This window comes from Campylobacter sp. CNRCH_2016_3089 (assembly GCF_025772505.1).
In the GTDB taxonomy this organism is placed as follows: Bacteria; Campylobacterota; Campylobacteria; order Campylobacterales; family Campylobacteraceae; genus Campylobacter_D; species Campylobacter_D lari_D.
Map to the genome: position 1 here is coordinate 148,643 of NZ_JAKMSF010000001.1, position 16,821 is coordinate 165,463.

Genomic DNA, 16,821 nt, shown 5'->3' on the forward strand with positions numbered 1-16,821 from the left:
TTATATTTTTTAGTTATAATCTTTGCTTTAATTTTAATTTTAGGAGTGCATAATGGCTGTGTCAATTTATTATGATAAAGATTGTGATATTAATTTAATAAAATCAAAAAAAGTAGCTATTATAGGTTTTGGCTCTCAAGGTCATGCTCATGCTATGAATTTAAGAGATAGTGGTGTAGAAGTGATCATAGGGTTAAAAGAGGGTGGGCAAAGTTGGGCAAAAGCTCAAAAAGCAAATTTTATAGTAAAAAGTGTAAAAGAAGCTACTAAAGAAGCAGATTTGATTATGATTTTAGCTCCTGATGAAATTCAATGTGAAATTTTTAATGAAGAAATTAAACCTGAATTAAAAGCAGGTAAAACTCTAGCATTTGCACATGGATTTAATATCCATTATGGACAAATTGTTGCTCCAAAAGGTATAGATGTGATTATGATAGCTCCTAAAGCTCCAGGTCATACTGTGAGACATGAATTTAGTATAGGCGGGGGTACTCCTTGTTTAATTGCTATCCACCAAGATGAAAGTAAAAATGCTAAAAATTTAGCTTTAAGTTATGCTAGTGCTATAGGTGGTGGTAGAACAGGTATTATAGAAACGACTTTTAAAGCTGAAACTGAAACAGATTTATTTGGCGAACAAGCGGTGCTTTGTGGAGGACTTAGTGCTTTAATCCAAGCTGGTTTTGAAACCTTAGTTGAAGCAGGGTATGAACCTGAAATGGCGTATTTTGAGTGTTTGCATGAAATGAAATTAATTGTAGATTTGATTTATCAAGGTGGTATTGCTGATATGAGATATTCTGTTTCTAATACTGCTGAATATGGAGATTATATCACAGGGCCTAAGATTATTACCAAAGAAACTAAAGAGGCTATGAAAGGTGTTTTAAAAGATATACAAAATGGAAGTTTTGCTAAAGATTTTATCTTAGAAAGAAGAGCGAATTTTGCAAGAATGCATGCAGAGCGTAAATTAATGAATGATTCTTTGATAGAAAAAACAGGACGCGAACTTCGTGCTATGATGCCTTGGATTAGTGCTAAAAAATTAGTTGATAAAGATAAAAACTAATTTGAAAACTATAAATAAAAAATACAAAGTGCTTTTAGCGCTTTGTCTTGTTGTAATTGGAATTTTTCTTTTTGCATTTGGAGCTTTGTTTTTAAAAAAAGAAGAAAATAAAGGTTTAGATTACAATCAAACAATAAACAAAAAAGAACCATTACCTATAATAGAACAAGAAAATAATTTTAGTTTTAATGATATAAATTTGACTTTAGAAAATGAAAATTTAGAATTTTTAGATAAAAATATTAGTGAAATTTTAAATTTAAACCCTGTAAATACAGAGTTAAATCAAACTAAAGAAGATAATCAAACTTCAATTTTAGAAGTAATAGATCAAAATACAAGCAAAGAATCAAAAAATGTAGAGCAAAATATATCAGATAAAAGCGAGGATAATAAAACTCAAATTCTAGTACAAAAAAATACCAAGCCTCGTCTAGCAATTATCATAGATGATATGGCAAGTCACACTCATGTAGATATGCTTAAAAAAACAAATTTAAAATTAATCCCATCTTTTTTTCCACCTGATAAACGCCATCCTTATACAGCTGAGTTTGCAAAGGATTTTGACTTTTTTATGGTGCATTTGCCTCTTGCTGCTATAAAATATGACAAGGCAGAATTAAACACTTTACACCCTAGTGATGATATGGAAAAAATAAGCAAGCGCATTGCTTTTGTAAAAGAACAATTTCCAAAAGTAAAATTTATTAACAACCATACAGGAAGTTTATTTACTGCAAATAAGCAGGCTATGGAAAAATTATTTAATGCTTTTAAACAAAATGATTTTATTTTTGTAGATTCAAGAACCATAGGAAATTCTAAAGCTAAAAAATTAGTAAGTCAATTTAATCAGCCTTATATAGCTAGAGATGTTTTTTTGGATAATGAAGATGATATAGCATATATTAAAAATCAACTCAAACAAGCAGTAGAAGAGGCAAGAAAGAAAGGTTTTGCTATAGCTATTGGTCATCCAAGAGAAAAGACTTTTAAAGCTTTGGTGCAAAGTAAAGATTTATTAAATTCAGTTGAACTTGTATATTTAAATGAAATTTATTGAGAATATTGAAGATTTTAAAAATCTTTTAAATCCACCTTCAAAGATTTATTATAAAGGCAATTTGGAGCTTTTAAATGCTAGAAAAGTAGCTATTATAGGTTCTAGAAAAATGAGCGTTTATACTAAAAATTGTCTCATTGAGTTAGTATCTTTGTTAAAAAAGACTAAGGTTTGTGTAGTAAGTGGTGGGGCTTTGGGTGTGGATATCCAAGCAGCTAAAATAGCTTATCCTCAAACTATAGCCATATTTGCTAATGGACTTGATGAGATTTATCCAAAAGCTAATACAAATGAAATTTTAAATATTTATGAAAATGCATTAGCTTTAAGTGAAAATGAAGCAAAATATAAAGCAAAGCCATATGATTTTTTATTAAGAAATAGGCTTATTATTGCTTTAAGTGAGGTTGTTATAATAGCTCAAGCTGATTTAAAAAGTGGTTCTATGCAAAGTGCAAGGCTTGCTTTGAGTATGAATAAACCTATATATGTATTACCTCATAGGAAAGATGAAAGTGAAGGAACAAATTTACTTTTAGCCACAAAAAAAGCAAATTTAATTCATAATTTTGAGGAATTTGCAAAAATGTTTGGAGAGCTTTATCAAGATCAAAGTGAGGATGATTTGTTAAGCTTTTTAAAGCATGAAAATGATTTAGAAAAAGTTTTGAAAAAATTTGGTGATAGAGTTTATGAATATGAACTTGAGGGTCTGGTGGAAATTTCTGGAGTGAAAATAAGAGCTTACATATGAATACTTTAGCGTTAGATATAGGTTTAAAGCGTATTGGTGTTGCTTTGTGTATTAATAAAAGCATGGCCATGCCACTTGAAGCTATCATTAGAAAAAATCGCAATCAAGCAGCAAATGAGGTAAAAAAATACATTAAAGACTATGATGTAAATACTTTGGTGGTAGGAATTCCTTTGGGCGGATCTAGTGAAGATGAAATGCGAAAAAGAATAGAGCATTTCATATCTTTACTTGGTTTTGATAAAGAAGTTTTTTTTGTTGATGAGAGTTTTAGCTCTAAAAACGCACAAGAGCTTGGTGTAGTGAATTTAAAGAAAAAAGATGGCAAACTTGATTCTTTAGCTGCATATTTATTTTTAAAGGATTTTTATGGCCTTGCTTGATTTAAATACAGCTTTAGATGAAATTTATACAAAAGAGCAAAAAGAACAAATCCTTCAAAGTTTTAATCAAGAAAAATATGTCAATATTTTTAGAAATTCTTTGCTTATTGACAATGAAAAACTAGAAGAAATTCTAAATGAAAAAAATATAAAATTTGAAAAAATTGATTTGTATTGTTATAAAATACCTAGTATTTTTAAAAGCAAATTAAGCTCAATGAATGCTTTTAATGAGGGTAAGTTTTATATACAAAATTATTCTTCGTATTTATGTGCTAAAACCTTGGGCGTTAAAGCTGGTGAGAGTGTATTAGATATGTGCGCAGCTCCTGGTGGAAAAAGTTTAAATTTGGCCAATTTTATGCAAAATGAAGGTTATTTAGCAAGTTGTGAATTATCTAAAACACGCTTTTTTACCTTAAAAACAACTATGGAAAATTATCAAGTTAAAATTGCAAAATGCTTCTTAAAAGACGCACGCACTATAGGTAAAGCTTGTCCTTTGAAATTTGATAAAATTTTGCTTGATGCGCCTTGTTCAACTTTTGCAAAAATGGGTTTTGAAATACAAAAAAACACAAAAGAAATTAAGCAAATAGCAAATTTGCAAAAAAAACTTTTACATTCAGCATTACTAGCCTTAAAACATGGTGGGGAATTGGTTTATAGTACTTGTACATTTTTAAGAGAAGAAAATGAAGCTGTTTTAGAAAATGCGTTAAGAAATGAAAATTTTAAATTAGAATTACTAGATTTTGATTTATTAAATGTTAACTTCATTAATGCAAAAAGTGATGATTTTGACTTGTCATTTGCCAAAAGAGTTTTACCAGATAATTATGCAGATGGGTTTTTTATAGCAAAAGTGAAAAAACATTAAAAATCAATAAAATTAAATGTGAAAAATATTTTTACTCATAAAACTTAAAGTGCTATTTTTAGATACTTAGAAGCTAAAATCACATCGTGAAACTCTTGTGAATAAAATATTGAAATTTTGAAAACTTAAATTAAAGAAGTGGTAAATAACTAAAATAAAATATATTAAAGATAAATAAGCACGAGGCTTATTTATCTCTTAAATTTAATTCGCTGATTAATTTAGAATAAGCTTGATAATCTTTTCTTTTTAGATAAGATAAAAGTCTTTTTCTTTGACCAACAAGCTTTAAAAGACCTAAACGAGAAGAAAAATCTTTTTTGTAGATTTTTAAATGTTCTGTTAAATCTGAAATTCTTGCACTTAAAAGTGCGATTTGAACTTCTGGAGAACCAGTATCTCCTTCTTTTCTAGCAAATTTTGCAACTATTTCTGCTTTTTTAGCCGAATCTAAAGCCATAATAGACCTCCTGAGCGGTATTTAAAATAAAAAGTGCAATTATAACTAAAAAAACAAAAAAAATGCTGAAATTTGAAAAATAAGAAATTTAATATTTAACAACACATATTTTTGATATAATTAAAATTTTTATTTAAAGTTAAAAATAGATATTGTTTATTAATATTTCAATGAAAGGAAAAAAGTGTTATTTACCAAAGCTAGCGAATATGCTTTATTGTCTTTAATTCATATAGCAAAATCCCAAGAACCACAAGATGTAGATACTATGTCAAGTGTTTTAGATATACCAAAAAGTTTTTTAGCAAAAATTTTACAAGCGCTTGCCAAAGACGCACTTTTGAAATCTTATAAGGGTGCTAAAGGTGGATTTATGCTTGTTAAAAAGCCAAGTGAATACACTTTAAAAGAAATTATTAATAGTGTAGAGAAAAAATCTATCAATGTATTTGAGTGCAGTAATGGAATTTGTCCTTCGCAAAAAGAAGAAAATTGTAAAATTATGCCTGTGTTGGTGAAGCTTCAAAATAAGATAGATGATTTTTTAGTTTCTATTACTCTAGAGGATATTATTCAAAATAATGGCTAAAAGGGATATTTTTAGCTTAGTATTGCCTTGGATTGCTCCACTTGTTGCACCTATTTTAAAGGCAAAGAGTCTAACTATAGTAGCTGTAATTATTGCAATTTTAGCTATTATTATAGTACCTTTACCAAGTATAGTTTTAGATTTTTTTCTTGCATTAAGTATAGCAATTTCAGTTTTAATTATTTTAATTTCTTTATATATACCAAAACCTACAGATTTAACAACTTTTCCAACTATGATTTTAATTATTACGCTTTTTAGACTTTCACTTAACATAGCTACAACGCGTATGATTTTAAGCGAAGGTCATCAAGGTCCAGCTGCTGTTAGTGATATAGTGGCAAGTTTTGGTGAATTTGTTGTTGGTGGAAATTATGTTATAGGTATGGTTGTTTTTTGTATTTTAGTTTTAATCAATTTTATGGTTGTAACTAAAGGTAGTACAAGGGTTTCTGAAGTTCAAGCAAGATTTACCCTTGATGCAATGCCAGGTAAGCAAATGGCTATTGATGCGGATTTAAATGCAGGTTTGATTGATGAAAAAACTGCACGCGCAAGACGCCAAGAAATCATAGCTGAAGCAAATTTTTATGGAGCAATGGATGGTTCTTCTAAATTTATAAAAGGGGATGCTGTTGCTGGGATTATTATCACCATTGTAAATTTAATTGGTGGGTTTATGATAGGTTATTTTCAGCATGATATGGAGCTTGGAGAATGTGCTTCAACTTATACTATATTAACAATAGGTGATGGACTTGTTTCTCAAATTCCTGGACTTATAACTTCAACGGCAACTGCAATTATCATCACGCGTGCTAGTAAAGATGAGGATAATTTTGCTGAAGGTTCTATCAATCAGCTTTTAGGGGAATACAAAACTTTATTAATTGTAGGCTTTGTTTTATTTATATTTGCTTTAGTACCAGGCTTGCCACATTTTTCTTTGGGCTTTATGGCTTTGGTGTTTTTAGGACTTGGTTATATGATAAAGCAAGTGCAAGAAGGTAAAATTCAAATCAATGCAATTTCAGCTAAAAAGTCTCAAGAAACCCATGAAGAAGAACAAGCTAAACCTCAAAAACGCAGCGAAGAAGAAATCTTAAAAGAAGAAGAGAATAAAATCACAGATATTTTAAAATTAGAAATTTTAGAATTAGAATTAGGTTATGGACTTATCAAACTAGCAGAAAGTGAATTAACAGAGCGTATTAGATCAACAAGACGCAATATAGCTCAAAGTTTAGGTTTTTTAATGCCAAAAATTAGAATTAGAGATAATTTGCAATTAAAACCAAATGAATATACTTTTAAACTCAAAGGTGTAGGTATAGCTAGTGCTGAAATTTATCCCGATAAATATCTAGCTATGGATAGTGGTTTTATCACTGAACCTATCGAAGGTATAGCTACTAAAGAACCTGCTTTTAATTCTGATGCTTTATGGATAGAATCATCTTTAAAAGATGAGGCAACGCTAAATGGTTATATTGTAATTGATCCAGCAAGTGTGATTTCAACCCATATGAGTGAGCTTATAAAAGCTAATGCTTCAGAGCTTTTAACTAAACAAGAGGTTCAAAATTTATTGGATAAAATCAAAAATGATTATCCTATCGTGGTAGATGATTGTTTAAGGGTTGCTAGCATAGGTTTAATTCAAAAAGTTTTAAAAGCTTTACTTAAAGAACATATTCCTATTAAAGATATGCTTACAATTTTAGAATCAATTAGTGATATAGCTGAAGTAAGCAAGAGTTTGGATATGATTATTGAGCATGTAAGGGCTTCTTTAGCAAGAGCAATTACAAATTTATATGTGGATGAAAAAGGGCAAATTAGCTTTTATATTTTTGATGCTGCTGCAGCTGCAAAATTAATGGAGCATGTGCAGTTTAAAGATGGTTCGTATCATTTAATGATAAATGTAGCTCAAACTGGTGCTTTAGTAGAAGCTTTAAAAGCTGAACTTGCAAGTGTGGCAAATACAAGAATTAAGCCTTTCTTGCTTTGTGTTGAGCCGCAACTTAGAAAATTCATTGCTGATATTTGTTCTAATTTTGGTATTAATATTACGGTCTTAAGTTTTGCTGAGATTGCAGAAAATACCAAGTTTGAAACAGAAGGTATCATAAAAGTTGATAATTTATAAAGGAAAAATATGAAAATTTATCATCTTTCACATACGGATTTAGATGGCTATGCTTGTCAGTATGTGCTAGATTTTTATTTTAAGAATTGTTATTTTTATAATTCTAATTATGGTAAAGAGATTAATGAAAATTTTAATGTGATTTTTAAAAATATAGAGGAAGATTTAAAGCAAAATCCTAATGAAGAATTTGTGATTTTAATCACGGATTTAAATTTAACATTAAGTCAATGTGAAGATTTTCAAAAAGCCATAGAAGGCAAAAAAATCAAACTTTTACTTTTAGATCATCATCAAAGTGGCTTAGAATGTATGCAAAAATATCCTTGGTATTTTTTAGATGATAAAAGATGTGCTACTAAGATTGTTTATGATTTTTTTAGTAAATGTTATGGTGAAAATAAGGCTTTGTTAGAATTTGTGGATGTGGTAAATGCAGTAGATATTTGGTTGAGTGAAGATGAGAATTTTGAACTTGGAAAAGTACTACTTGGTATGGTTTCTGGAGCAAAAGAAATCAATAGGGTAATGTTTGCACAAGAAAATATCAAATATCTTTTTTATCTTTTTGATGTTTGTAGAAAATACATTCATCAAAAAAATGCTCATATTAATTTAGATGATGATTTGCATGGCTTAAAAAAATCTTTTTTTAAAAAAGAAAATGATGATACTTTAAGCAATTTAATTTCTAAATTTGTGGTAGAAAGATTAAGTGTAAATAAAGAAAAATTTAGTGTATTTTATAAAGGAAGTAAAGGTTTATTAACTTCAAATATAGGCAATACTTCCGTAATTGGAAATGATTTTTTAATGCAAAATCCTGATTTTGATTTTTTTGTTGATCTTAGTTCGAGAAAAACCTTAAGTTTTAGAGCAAATAATAAAATCGATGTGAGTTTGATGGCTAAAAGTTTGGTCAATGGGGGAGGGCATAAAAATGCTAGCGGAGGATTATTTGCTGCGTATAAAGATAGCTCTAATTATGATTTTATAAAAGCACAATTTGTAGATTTAATTAAAAGTAAAGAATTAAAGGAAAATAATGAAAACAAATCATGATTTTAAAGAAGAAATAGAAAATTTACAATATGAATTAAGTATAGTTTTAGAAGCAATGCTCTTGTTTGCTGGGGTAAAAAGAGTAAAATTAGAAAAAGCAATTGGAGTTTATATTGATTGTATTGATGAAGTTTGTCATAATACCCAAAAAGAAGGAGTTGATGAGATCTTAGAAGTAGTGGAGTACTTAAAAATTCATCATAAAGATTTATTTGAATGAAAAATTTATTATTGCTTTTTATAGGAATTTTTTCTTATGCAAATATCTATGAAGATTTAAGTGATTTTGCTTATAATAAACAAAACACGCTAAATTTAAGCTCTAGTCAAGCTTTATTTTTAGAATACAAACAAAACAAGCAAGCTTGTGTGGATATAGTACTTGCTAAAGATAAGGCTTTCGTGGTTAAAATTTATCCATTGTGTGAAAAATTAAACGAAAAAAGTCTAAATGAATACTTAAATACGCAATTTATAAGTTTATACACTAAAGATTTATCAAAACTAAGAAAAGAAATTGCTGATATTAAAAATATTATGCGCGATTTTATGATTTATTATACCTTACATCAATCTTTTGCAAATGAAATTAAAAAAATGAGTAAAAATGATAAATTACAAGCGTATGAACTAGATGAGAAAAAAGGTGGAAAAATTCTCTACAAGGTCAATAATCAAGCTTGTGTAATTTTTGATTTATATTTAGATGAAAATTTGCAAGCTAGTATGCAAGTAAGTGGAATGGAAAATTTGGATAAAACTTGTATGGAGTTAATCTCATCCCCTGATTTTAAAGACTTATCTTTCACAAAAGAGGGTATGAGAAAATATAAATTAAAAAACTAATCTAAAAAATCTTAAATAATATAACTTTAAAATTCTACTTAAAGCCATTTTTTTTCTTTCTATATTGGAAAACACATAAGCTTCAAGATCTTGCTTTTCTCTTAAAGTAAGATTTTTCATTATTATAAACCTTTTAAAAAATATTGCTAGACGCAATTATATTATCTTTTCTTTTAAAAAAACTGAAAAATGAGTTTTTATATATTATATATAAATGGCTAAATAAACTTTAGTTATATAGACTAAATAATTTTAAATATTTTTATTTAAAAATAACTTGACATTATTATACTAAAGTTGTATAATTATCTTGTCACTTAAAAACATTGAGTGCTAAAATAAAAAATTTAAGGTTTTATAGTGAAGTCTTATAGTAAAAAAGATTTAATTTTAAAAACTATCATTGAAACCTATCTAGAGGGTAATAACCCTGTGGGTTCTAATGAGTTAAATCATAAAGTTAGCATACCTGCTTCTACTATAAGAGTTTATTTTAAAAAATTAAGTGATGAAGGTGTATTAACGCAACTTCATATTAGCAGTGGTCGCATACCAACTTTTAGTGCTATGAAGGCTTATTGGTATGAGCAACTTTGTGAAGATGAGATTGTGATTAACGATCTTGCATTGTTGGAGTTTTTGCTTGATAAGTTTGAAATTTATACCTTAGTTTATGGTGGCGATGAGCTTATTTTGCAAGATATTACCAAGGTTAATGATAAATTTATCATACTTGATTTTGGACAAAATGAGTTGGTTTTAAGATTTAGCCAAGATAGTCTGGTTTTCTTACAAAGGCTAGTAGGGCTTGATCTAAAAAGTATTGAAAATTTAGCTTTTAGAGTTGAGTTTAAAGAGTTATTGGAAAAAATAACTATGCTAAAAGAAGCTATGGTTTATTATAGATATAATGAGAGTAAAGCTTATCAAATTTATCAAAATGATGAATTTGCTAAGCTTTTATCTCCTCAAATTGGATTTTATTTTAACGATAAATTGCAATTTGATCCTTTATTTGAAGAGGGTTTTATGGGATTAAAGCTTAAGAGTACATTTTTAGGCAAAGAATCTAATGTGGTTTTTGCCGGTAGTGTGTATTCTGATTTTAAAACAATGTTAAATATTATAAAGGAGGCTGCGTGAGCGAAGAAAAGCAAAATGAGCAAATGCAAGAAGAAGCAGTGGAAAATTCAGAAAATCAAAACAATGAATTAGAAAAACTTCAAGCAGAGTATAATGAGTTAAAAGATACTTATTTAAGAGCAAATGCTGAATTTGAAAATATCAAAAAAAGAATGGAAAAAGAAAAAATTTCAGCAACAATTTATGCAAATGAAAGTTTTGCTAAAGATTTGCTTGATGTAGTTGATGCATTAGAGGCGGCTATTAATGTAGAAGCTAATGATGAATTAAGTTTGAAAATAAAAGAAGGGGTTCAAAACACTTTAGACTTGCTTTTGAAAAAACTTGAAAAACATATGGTTAAAGCAATAGAAGCAAATGGTGAGTTTGATCCAAATTTACATGAAGCGATGTTTCATGTTGAAAGCGCTGATCATGAAAGCAATCATATTGTCCAACTTTTACAAAAAGGTTATATGATGAATGATAGAGTAATTAGATCAGCAAAAGTTAGTGTTGCAAAATAAAATTTAATAAAAAGGATAAAAAATGGCAAAAGTTATAGGTATAGATTTAGGTACAACAAATTCTTGTGTGAGTGTATATGAAAGAGGCGAGAGTAAAGTTATCCCAAATAAAGAAGGTAAAAACACTACTCCTTCAGTAGTTGCTTTTACAGATAAGGGAGAAGTTTTAGTTGGAGATAGCGCTAAGCGTCAAGCTGTGACTAATCCTGAAAAAACTATTTATTCTATAAAAAGAATTATGGGTTTGATGATCAATGAAGAAGCAGCAAAAGAAGCTAAAAATCGCTTACCTTATCATATCACAGAGAGAAATGGGGCTTGTGCGATTGAAATAGCAGGTAAAATTTATACTCCACAAGAAATTTCAGCAAAAGTTTTAATGAAATTAAAAGAAGATGCAGAAGCTTTCTTGGGCGAGAAAGTAGAAGATGCGGTTATTACTGTTCCTGCGTATTTTAATGATGCACAAAGAAAAGCTACAAAAGAAGCAGGACAAATTGCAGGATTGAATGTATTAAGAATTATTAACGAACCAACTGCAGCGGCTTTAGCTTACGGACTTGATAAAAAAGAAAGTGAAAAAATTGTAGTTTATGATTTAGGTGGTGGTACATTTGATGTTACTGTGCTTGAAACAGGTGATAATGTTGTAGAAGTTTTAGCAACAGGCGGTAATGCATTTTTAGGCGGTGATGATTTTGATAATAAATTAATCGACTTTTTAGCAAATGAGTTTAAAGATGAAACAGGTATTGATCTTAAAAACGATGTAATGGCTTTACAAAGGTTAAAAGAAGCAGCTGAAAATGCTAAAAAAGAATTGAGTTCAGCTAATGAAACTAATATTAATTTACCATTTATCACAGCTGATGCAAGTGGCCCAAAACACTTAACTAAAACTCTAACAAGAGCTAAATTTGAAAGTATGATTGATGGTTTAGTTGCTGAAACTATTAGCAAAATTAATGAAGTAGTAAAAGATGCAGGGCTTGATAAAAGTGAAGTAAAAGAAATCGTTATGGTGGGTGGTTCTACTCGTGTTCCACTAGTACAAGAAGAAGTTAAAAAAGCCTTTGGAAAAGAGCTTAATAAATCAGTAAATCCTGATGAAGTTGTTGCAATAGGTGCGGCAATTCAAGGTGCGGTTATTAAAGGTGATGTTAAAGATGTATTATTGCTTGATGTTACTCCGCTTTCTTTAGGTATTGAAACTTTAGGTGGTGTGATGACTAAAATCATCGAAAAAGGTACAACTATACCAACTAAAAAAGAGCAAGTTTTCTCAACTGCTGAAGATAATCAAAGCGCAGTTACTATCAATGTTTTACAAGGTGAGAGAGAATTTAGCCGTGATAATAAATCTTTAGGAAATTTCAATCTTGAAGGAATTCCACCAGCACCTCGTGGTATGCCACAAATTGAAGTAACTTTTGATATTGATGCAAATGGTATTTTAACAGTTAGTGCAAAAGATAAAGCTACAGGTAAGGCTCAAGAGATTAAAATCACAGGTTCAAGTGGATTAAGTGAAGAAGAAATCAATAATATGGTAAAAGATGCAGAGCTTCACAAAGAAGAAGATAGAAAACGCAAAGAAGCAGTAGAAGCTAGAAATGCTGCTGATAGTTTGGTACATCAAGTAGAAAAATCTTTAAGTGAGCTTGGAGATAAAGTAGGTGATGATGATAAAGCAAATATTCAAAAAGCTTTAGATGAGTTAAAAGAGACATTGAAAAATGCTAATGCTTCTAAAGAAGAAATCGAAGGCAAAATGAAAGCTTTAAGTGAAGTTTCTCATAAATTAGCAGAAAATATGTATAAAAAAGAAGAACCAAACGCTCAAAAGAAAAAAGAAGATGATGTAATCGATGCTGAAGTTGAGTAAAAACTAAACTAGAAGCCTTGTTGCTTCTAGTTTAATCAATATATTTTTTACAATCTTCCTTAAAATAATTTCTATCAAATCTTGCAAAATTATCATTATTTGGCACTTTATAACATTCGCTGAAATTTTTAACCTTAAGAATTTTGACATAAAAACTAGGAATGGCTATGTTGTTTTTAATGCGTTTTGGCTTATCATCATAAAGTACTAAATTTAAGACTTCTAATTCTTTATTTTTCTTTGCTAAATATCTTTCTCTTTGTTCGATTTCATTCCAAATTTCTGCATTAATATCTTTTTTTTGCGGAGTGATATTGCTCATTAAAAAAGTGCTAAGTTGGGCTTGTGGGGTTGCATTCATGGATTGATTTGGTACAACATGCCCTCTTGTATAACCACTTCTTAGATAATCCTCCCAATAAGTTCTATACTTTTTAGGAATATTGGTATCATCTTTAAATTTTGGGCGTTTTTTGATGTGTCCTTGATTTAAAATTTTAGCTTCTAGTTTATAAGCAATTGCCTTGGTGCCTTTATAATTATAATCATAACAATTAATATAATAATATTTATCCATTAATAAAGAGCAGTCTTTAAAATAAGCTTTAAAGCTAGGATGTAATTCATATTGAGTATAAGCAAAAGAGCTTAAAGCTAAGGCGCAAAGTGTTAAAACTTTTTTCATGCTAAAAGCTTTCTTACCATTTCATTAAGTCTTTTACCATCAACGCTTGCACCAAAAGCTGCTTTAGCTTCTTTCATCAAAATACCTTGTTCTTTTAAAGAGCTAATTTGTAGTTTTTCTATAAGTTTTTTTAGCTCACTTTCTAATTCCTCATCGCTAAGTTGTTTTGGTAAATAAGCACTTAAAATAGCTACTTCTTGGAGTTCCTTTTGTGCTAAATCTTCTCTAGAACCTTTGCTAAAAGCAAGTGCGGCTTCATTTCGTTTTTTAATCTCACTCGCAATGATTTTATATATTCTTTCATTATTAAGTGTGATTCTCTCATCAACTTCTATTTGTTTAAAGCTAGCATTAAGCGTTCTTAAAGTGTTTCTTTTAAAATCATCTTTATTACGCATAGCTTCTTTGATATCTTCTAAAATTTGATCTTTTAAACTCATTTTTTCTCCTTTAAAATTTGATATTTTTAAAATGTGCTATACACACACCTTCTCTAACACCATCATCAATCACAATGAGCTTTTGCTTATTAAATAAAGCAAAAAGTATCATTGAGCCTGCTATGAGGTATTTTTTTCTATTTTCTCCAAGATAAATTTTAGCTTTTTCTTGTTCTAAATTCCAAATTTTTAATGCAAAATCAAAAAAATCTTTGCGTTTGAGTATTTTACCATTTACACTTTCTTCTAGGTAGTCTTTGTATTTTATGTTTTGTTTATAAGCACAAAGTGTGGTAGGTACTCCTGAATTTAGTATGAAAAAATTTCCTTTTAATTTTATATCTTTACTAAGATTAAAAGCTTTTAAGGCAAGTTGCTTTAAATGCGCAGGGTAGGGGCTTAGATGAATTTTTAATTTTTCATCTTTAATACGCACAAGATTTTGTGGATATTTTTTAAAAAAACTTACATAAGCATTTGGTTTTATGGCTTTAAAATGCATTCTTTCATAAAAACTAATGATTCCAAAATCATAACTTTTGCTAAACTTATCATTTGAAATTTCACAAGAAGCACCGCCCAAATCACAATAACTTAAGTCTTTTCTAAAAAGTTTAAGAGCTTTAAGACGCTCTTGCATACCTAAAACGCTTAGTTTTGCTTCGGTTTTTGTATCGATTAATTTTATATCAAGTTTAAATTCTTTTTGAATTTTTTCAAAAATAAGCTTAGTATTTTTTGCTTTTCTAAAAGCAGCTGTGGCGACTGCTTTAGCTTGACTTAAGTCATATTTTTTTTCTTTTAAGATTTTTAAAGCGCTAAAAATTCTTTCTATAGCTTCATCACTAATGGTGTCATTTTGCATATTTTTAGCTGCTCCTATGATAAATTCTTCGCTTTTTAATTTATTAAAATTCTCATCCATCAAAACAGCTCTTAATGTATTTGAACCCATATCAATACCTAGCACTAGCTCTCCTTAAAAAATTTAAAGTATAATAGCAAAAAACTTATAAGGAAAACTTATGCTTTTAGGGGTTAATATCGATCATATAGCAGTTTTAAGAGAAGCTAGAAAAGTAAATGATCCTGATTTGCTTGAAGCTGCGTTTTTGAGTGCAAATTTAGCTGATCAAATCACTATCCATGTAAGAGAAGATCGTCGTCATGCTAATGAGTTTGATTTAGAAAATATCTTAAAATATTGCAAGTGTGTAGTGAATTTAGAATGCTCTATTGATATGATAGAATATGCTTTAAAATACAAACCCTCGCGCGTTACTTTAGTACCTGAAAAAAGACAAGAGCTTACAACAGAAGGTGGTTTAAATTTAGACAATGAAAAATTACAAGAAGCCATTAATGCTTTAAAGCAAGAGCAAATCGAAGTTTCTTTGTTTATTGATCCAAATTTAGAAGATATTAATAAATCATCTTCTTTAAATGCTGATTTTATAGAGCTTCATACAGGCTTGTATGCTAATATTTATAATGCATTATATACCAATATCAATCAAACTTCTTATGCATTGCCTGAATTAATTTTAAGTAAAAATGAACTTAAAAAGCTTTTAGAAAATGAACTCCAAAGATTAAAACAAAGTGCGAGTTTGGCTAAGGGTTTAAATTTAAGAGTGGCAGCTGGTCATGGGCTTAATTATAAAAATGTAAAAAATATTGTGGATATTTTAGAAATAGAAGAGTTAAATATAGGTCAAAGCATAGTAGCAAGATCGGTTTTTGTAGGCTTAGAAAAAGCTATATTGCAAATGAAAGCTTTGATTAAAAGATGAAAAAAATTGCTATTAGCATAGGGGATTTAAATGGTATAGGTATGCAAATTTTATTATCTTGTCATGATGAGCTAGTAAAAATTTGTGAGCCATATTATTTTGTACATTATGAATTATTTCAAAAAGCAAGTAAGCTTTTGAAAATAAATCCTAAATCTAAAATCAATTTAGTTGAAATTTCTAATGCTTTAAAACCACATTTTGCCTTTAAAGAAGAAAAAGAAAATTTTTTAATTTATGAGTTTTCGTATCAAGCTAATAAAATTATTGATTTTGATTTTGAGTTAAATCCTGCAAATTTAGACGCTAAAAGTGGAGCTTATTCTTTTTTAAGTTTTGAAGGAGCTAGTTATTGCACGCATTTATTTTTAGATGCTTTAGTAACTTTACCGATTAATAAAAAAACTTGGCAAATGGGGGGAGTGAGCTATAAAGGTCATACTGAGGCACTAAGAGATTTTTTCAAACAAGATGCTATTATGATGTTAGGGTGTGATGAGCTTTTTGTGGCTTTATATACTGAGCATATGCCTTTAAGAGATGTTTATAAAGAAATTAAGGCTTTTGAACTTGCGAAATTTTTAATTAATTTTTATCAATGCACTTTATTTGAAAAAATTGGAGTTTTGGGTTTTAATCCTCATGCAAGTGATAATGGCGTAATAGGCGGAGAAGAAGAGCAGGAAATAAAAAAAGCTATAAGAATGGCAAATGTATTTTTAAAAGATCATGCATTAAATTTACAAAATTTAGAAAATGAATATTTTTTAAGTCAAAAAGAAAAAGAGTTTTCTTATAAGGAAAATATTTTTTTAAGTGAGCCTTTAGTGGCCGATAGTGCTTTTACTCCTTTTGCATTAAGTAAATGCAAGTATTTAGTCAGTATGTATCATGATTTAGCTTTAGCACCTTTAAAAGCTTTGTATTTTGATAAAAGTATTAATGCGAGTTTAAATTTACCCATAATTCGAACTAGTGTTGATCATGGAACAGCTTATGATAGGGCTTATAAAAATGAAAAAATAAACTTACAAAGTTATATGCAAGCAGTAAAATCTGCTTTACAATTTTTACAAATCAAAGAAAAAAATAAGTAAAAGTT

Annotated in this window: 20 protein-coding genes; 15 read left to right on the top strand and 5 right to left on the bottom strand. The window is 28.9% G+C overall.

Annotated elements, in window-relative coordinates; all coding sequences use genetic code 11:
* Positions 1-52 precede the first annotated feature (52 nt).
* From ilvC to L8W69_RS00805, 5 genes are read left to right on the top strand one after another with little or no spacing between them, the layout of a single operon-like run.
* Positions 53-1,075, top strand: a complete 1,023-nt coding sequence (gene ilvC / locus L8W69_RS00785) for a ketol-acid reductoisomerase (protein WP_263666169.1) — start codon at positions 53-55, stop codon at positions 1,073-1,075.
* A gap of 10 nt (positions 1,076-1,085) precedes the next feature.
* Positions 1,086-2,141, top strand: a complete 1,056-nt coding sequence (locus tag L8W69_RS00790) for a divergent polysaccharide deacetylase family protein (protein ID WP_263666226.1) — start codon at positions 1,086-1,088, stop codon at positions 2,139-2,141.
* Positions 2,128-2,895 (top strand): DNA-protecting protein DprA, encoded by a 768-nt coding sequence (locus tag L8W69_RS00795; protein ID WP_263666171.1) that lies wholly within the window; start codon positions 2,128-2,130, stop codon positions 2,893-2,895. Before L8W69_RS00790 ends, L8W69_RS00795 begins: the two co-directional genes overlap by 14 nt.
* Positions 2,892-3,278 (top strand): Holliday junction resolvase RuvX, encoded by a 387-nt coding sequence (ruvX, locus tag L8W69_RS00800; RefSeq protein WP_263664421.1) that lies wholly within the window; start codon positions 2,892-2,894, stop codon positions 3,276-3,278. The genes L8W69_RS00795 and ruvX overlap by 4 nt, the downstream gene beginning before the upstream one ends.
* On the top strand, positions 3,265-4,158 hold the full coding sequence (locus L8W69_RS00805) for an RsmB/NOP family class I SAM-dependent RNA methyltransferase (protein WP_263666172.1): 894 nt from the start codon (positions 3,265-3,267) through the stop codon (positions 4,156-4,158). Before ruvX ends, L8W69_RS00805 begins: the two co-directional genes overlap by 14 nt.
* A gap of 187 nt (positions 4,159-4,345) precedes the next feature.
* Here the strand turns inward: L8W69_RS00805 and rpsO are convergent, their stop codons facing one another.
* Complete coding sequence (gene rpsO / locus L8W69_RS00810) at positions 4,346-4,618, bottom strand: 30S ribosomal protein S15 (RefSeq protein WP_012661650.1); 273 nt, start codon at positions 4,616-4,618, stop codon at positions 4,346-4,348.
* A 184-nt stretch (positions 4,619-4,802) separates the two neighbouring features.
* Here rpsO and L8W69_RS00815 point away from each other — a divergent pair, with 184 nt between their 5' ends.
* Genes L8W69_RS00815 through L8W69_RS00835 form a run of 5 tightly spaced genes read left to right on the top strand, consistent with a single transcriptional unit; the run spans position 4,803 to position 9,267 of the window.
* Positions 4,803-5,207 carry an Rrf2 family transcriptional regulator gene (locus tag L8W69_RS00815; protein WP_220567238.1) on the top strand — a complete coding sequence of 135 codons (405 nt, stop codon included), beginning with the start codon at positions 4,803-4,805 and terminating at the stop codon, positions 5,205-5,207.
* Complete coding sequence (flhA, locus tag L8W69_RS00820) at positions 5,200-7,359, top strand: flagellar biosynthesis protein FlhA (protein ID WP_133318796.1); 2,160 nt, start codon at positions 5,200-5,202, stop codon at positions 7,357-7,359. Before L8W69_RS00815 ends, flhA begins: the two co-directional genes overlap by 8 nt.
* A gap of 9 nt (positions 7,360-7,368) precedes the next feature.
* Entirely contained in the window at positions 7,369-8,421 is a 1,053-nt protein-coding gene (locus L8W69_RS00825; RefSeq protein WP_263666173.1) for a DHH family phosphoesterase, read from the top strand.
* On the top strand, positions 8,405-8,641 hold the full coding sequence (locus L8W69_RS00830) for a hypothetical protein (protein WP_263659094.1): 237 nt from the start codon (positions 8,405-8,407) through the stop codon (positions 8,639-8,641). The genes L8W69_RS00825 and L8W69_RS00830 overlap by 17 nt, the downstream gene beginning before the upstream one ends.
* Positions 8,638-9,267, top strand: a complete 630-nt coding sequence (locus L8W69_RS00835) for a hypothetical protein (protein WP_263666174.1) — start codon at positions 8,638-8,640, stop codon at positions 9,265-9,267. The genes L8W69_RS00830 and L8W69_RS00835 overlap by 4 nt, the downstream gene beginning before the upstream one ends.
* On the opposite strand, the gene L8W69_RS00840 is transcribed toward L8W69_RS00835, so the two are convergent.
* A complete protein-coding gene (locus tag L8W69_RS00840) occupies positions 9,256-9,387 on the bottom strand; it encodes a hypothetical protein (RefSeq protein WP_256374638.1) in 132 nt (43 codons plus the stop codon). The two genes, L8W69_RS00835 and L8W69_RS00840, sit on opposite strands and share 12 nt — an antisense overlap.
* Positions 9,388-9,627: 240 nt before the next feature.
* Here L8W69_RS00840 and L8W69_RS00845 point away from each other — a divergent pair, with 240 nt between their 5' ends.
* Genes L8W69_RS00845 through dnaK form a run of 3 tightly spaced genes read left to right on the top strand, consistent with a single transcriptional unit; the run spans position 9,628 to position 12,801 of the window.
* A complete protein-coding gene (locus tag L8W69_RS00845; protein ID WP_087700643.1) occupies positions 9,628-10,410 on the top strand; it encodes an HrcA family transcriptional regulator in 783 nt (260 codons plus the stop codon).
* The gene (grpE, locus tag L8W69_RS00850) at positions 10,407-10,916 is read left to right on the top strand and encodes a nucleotide exchange factor GrpE (protein WP_114640401.1); all 510 of its coding nucleotides are present in this window, start codon (positions 10,407-10,409) and stop codon (positions 10,914-10,916) included. Before L8W69_RS00845 ends, grpE begins: the two co-directional genes overlap by 4 nt.
* A gap of 22 nt (positions 10,917-10,938) precedes the next feature.
* Positions 10,939-12,801, top strand: coding sequence for a molecular chaperone DnaK (gene dnaK / locus L8W69_RS00855; protein WP_263666176.1), 1,863 nt, complete (start codon positions 10,939-10,941; stop codon positions 12,799-12,801).
* A gap of 31 nt (positions 12,802-12,832) precedes the next feature.
* Here dnaK and L8W69_RS00860 read toward each other — a convergent pair whose 3' ends face one another.
* The 3 genes from L8W69_RS00860 to L8W69_RS00870 are packed head-to-tail and all read right to left on the bottom strand — an operon-like array spanning position 12,833 to position 14,896.
* On the bottom strand, positions 12,833-13,486 hold the full coding sequence (locus tag L8W69_RS00860) for a DNA/RNA non-specific endonuclease (protein WP_263666177.1): 654 nt from the start codon (positions 13,484-13,486) through the stop codon (positions 12,833-12,835).
* A complete protein-coding gene (locus tag L8W69_RS00865) occupies positions 13,483-13,926 on the bottom strand; it encodes a GatB/YqeY domain-containing protein (RefSeq protein ID WP_263666179.1) in 444 nt (147 codons plus the stop codon). Before L8W69_RS00865 ends, L8W69_RS00860 begins: the two co-directional genes overlap by 4 nt.
* Before the next feature lie 10 nt (positions 13,927-13,936).
* The gene (locus tag L8W69_RS00870) at positions 13,937-14,896 is read right to left on the bottom strand and encodes a Ppx/GppA family phosphatase (protein WP_263666180.1); all 960 of its coding nucleotides are present in this window, start codon (positions 14,894-14,896) and stop codon (positions 13,937-13,939) included.
* A 55-nt stretch (positions 14,897-14,951) separates the two neighbouring features.
* Here L8W69_RS00870 and L8W69_RS00875 point away from each other — a divergent pair, with 55 nt between their 5' ends.
* On the top strand, positions 14,952-15,719 hold the full coding sequence (locus L8W69_RS00875) for a pyridoxine 5'-phosphate synthase (RefSeq protein WP_263662541.1): 768 nt from the start codon (positions 14,952-14,954) through the stop codon (positions 15,717-15,719).
* On the top strand, positions 15,716-16,816 hold the full coding sequence (gene pdxA, locus L8W69_RS00880) for a 4-hydroxythreonine-4-phosphate dehydrogenase (RefSeq protein WP_263664426.1): 1,101 nt from the start codon (positions 15,716-15,718) through the stop codon (positions 16,814-16,816). The genes L8W69_RS00875 and pdxA overlap by 4 nt, the downstream gene beginning before the upstream one ends.
* Positions 16,817-16,821 lie beyond the last annotated feature (5 nt).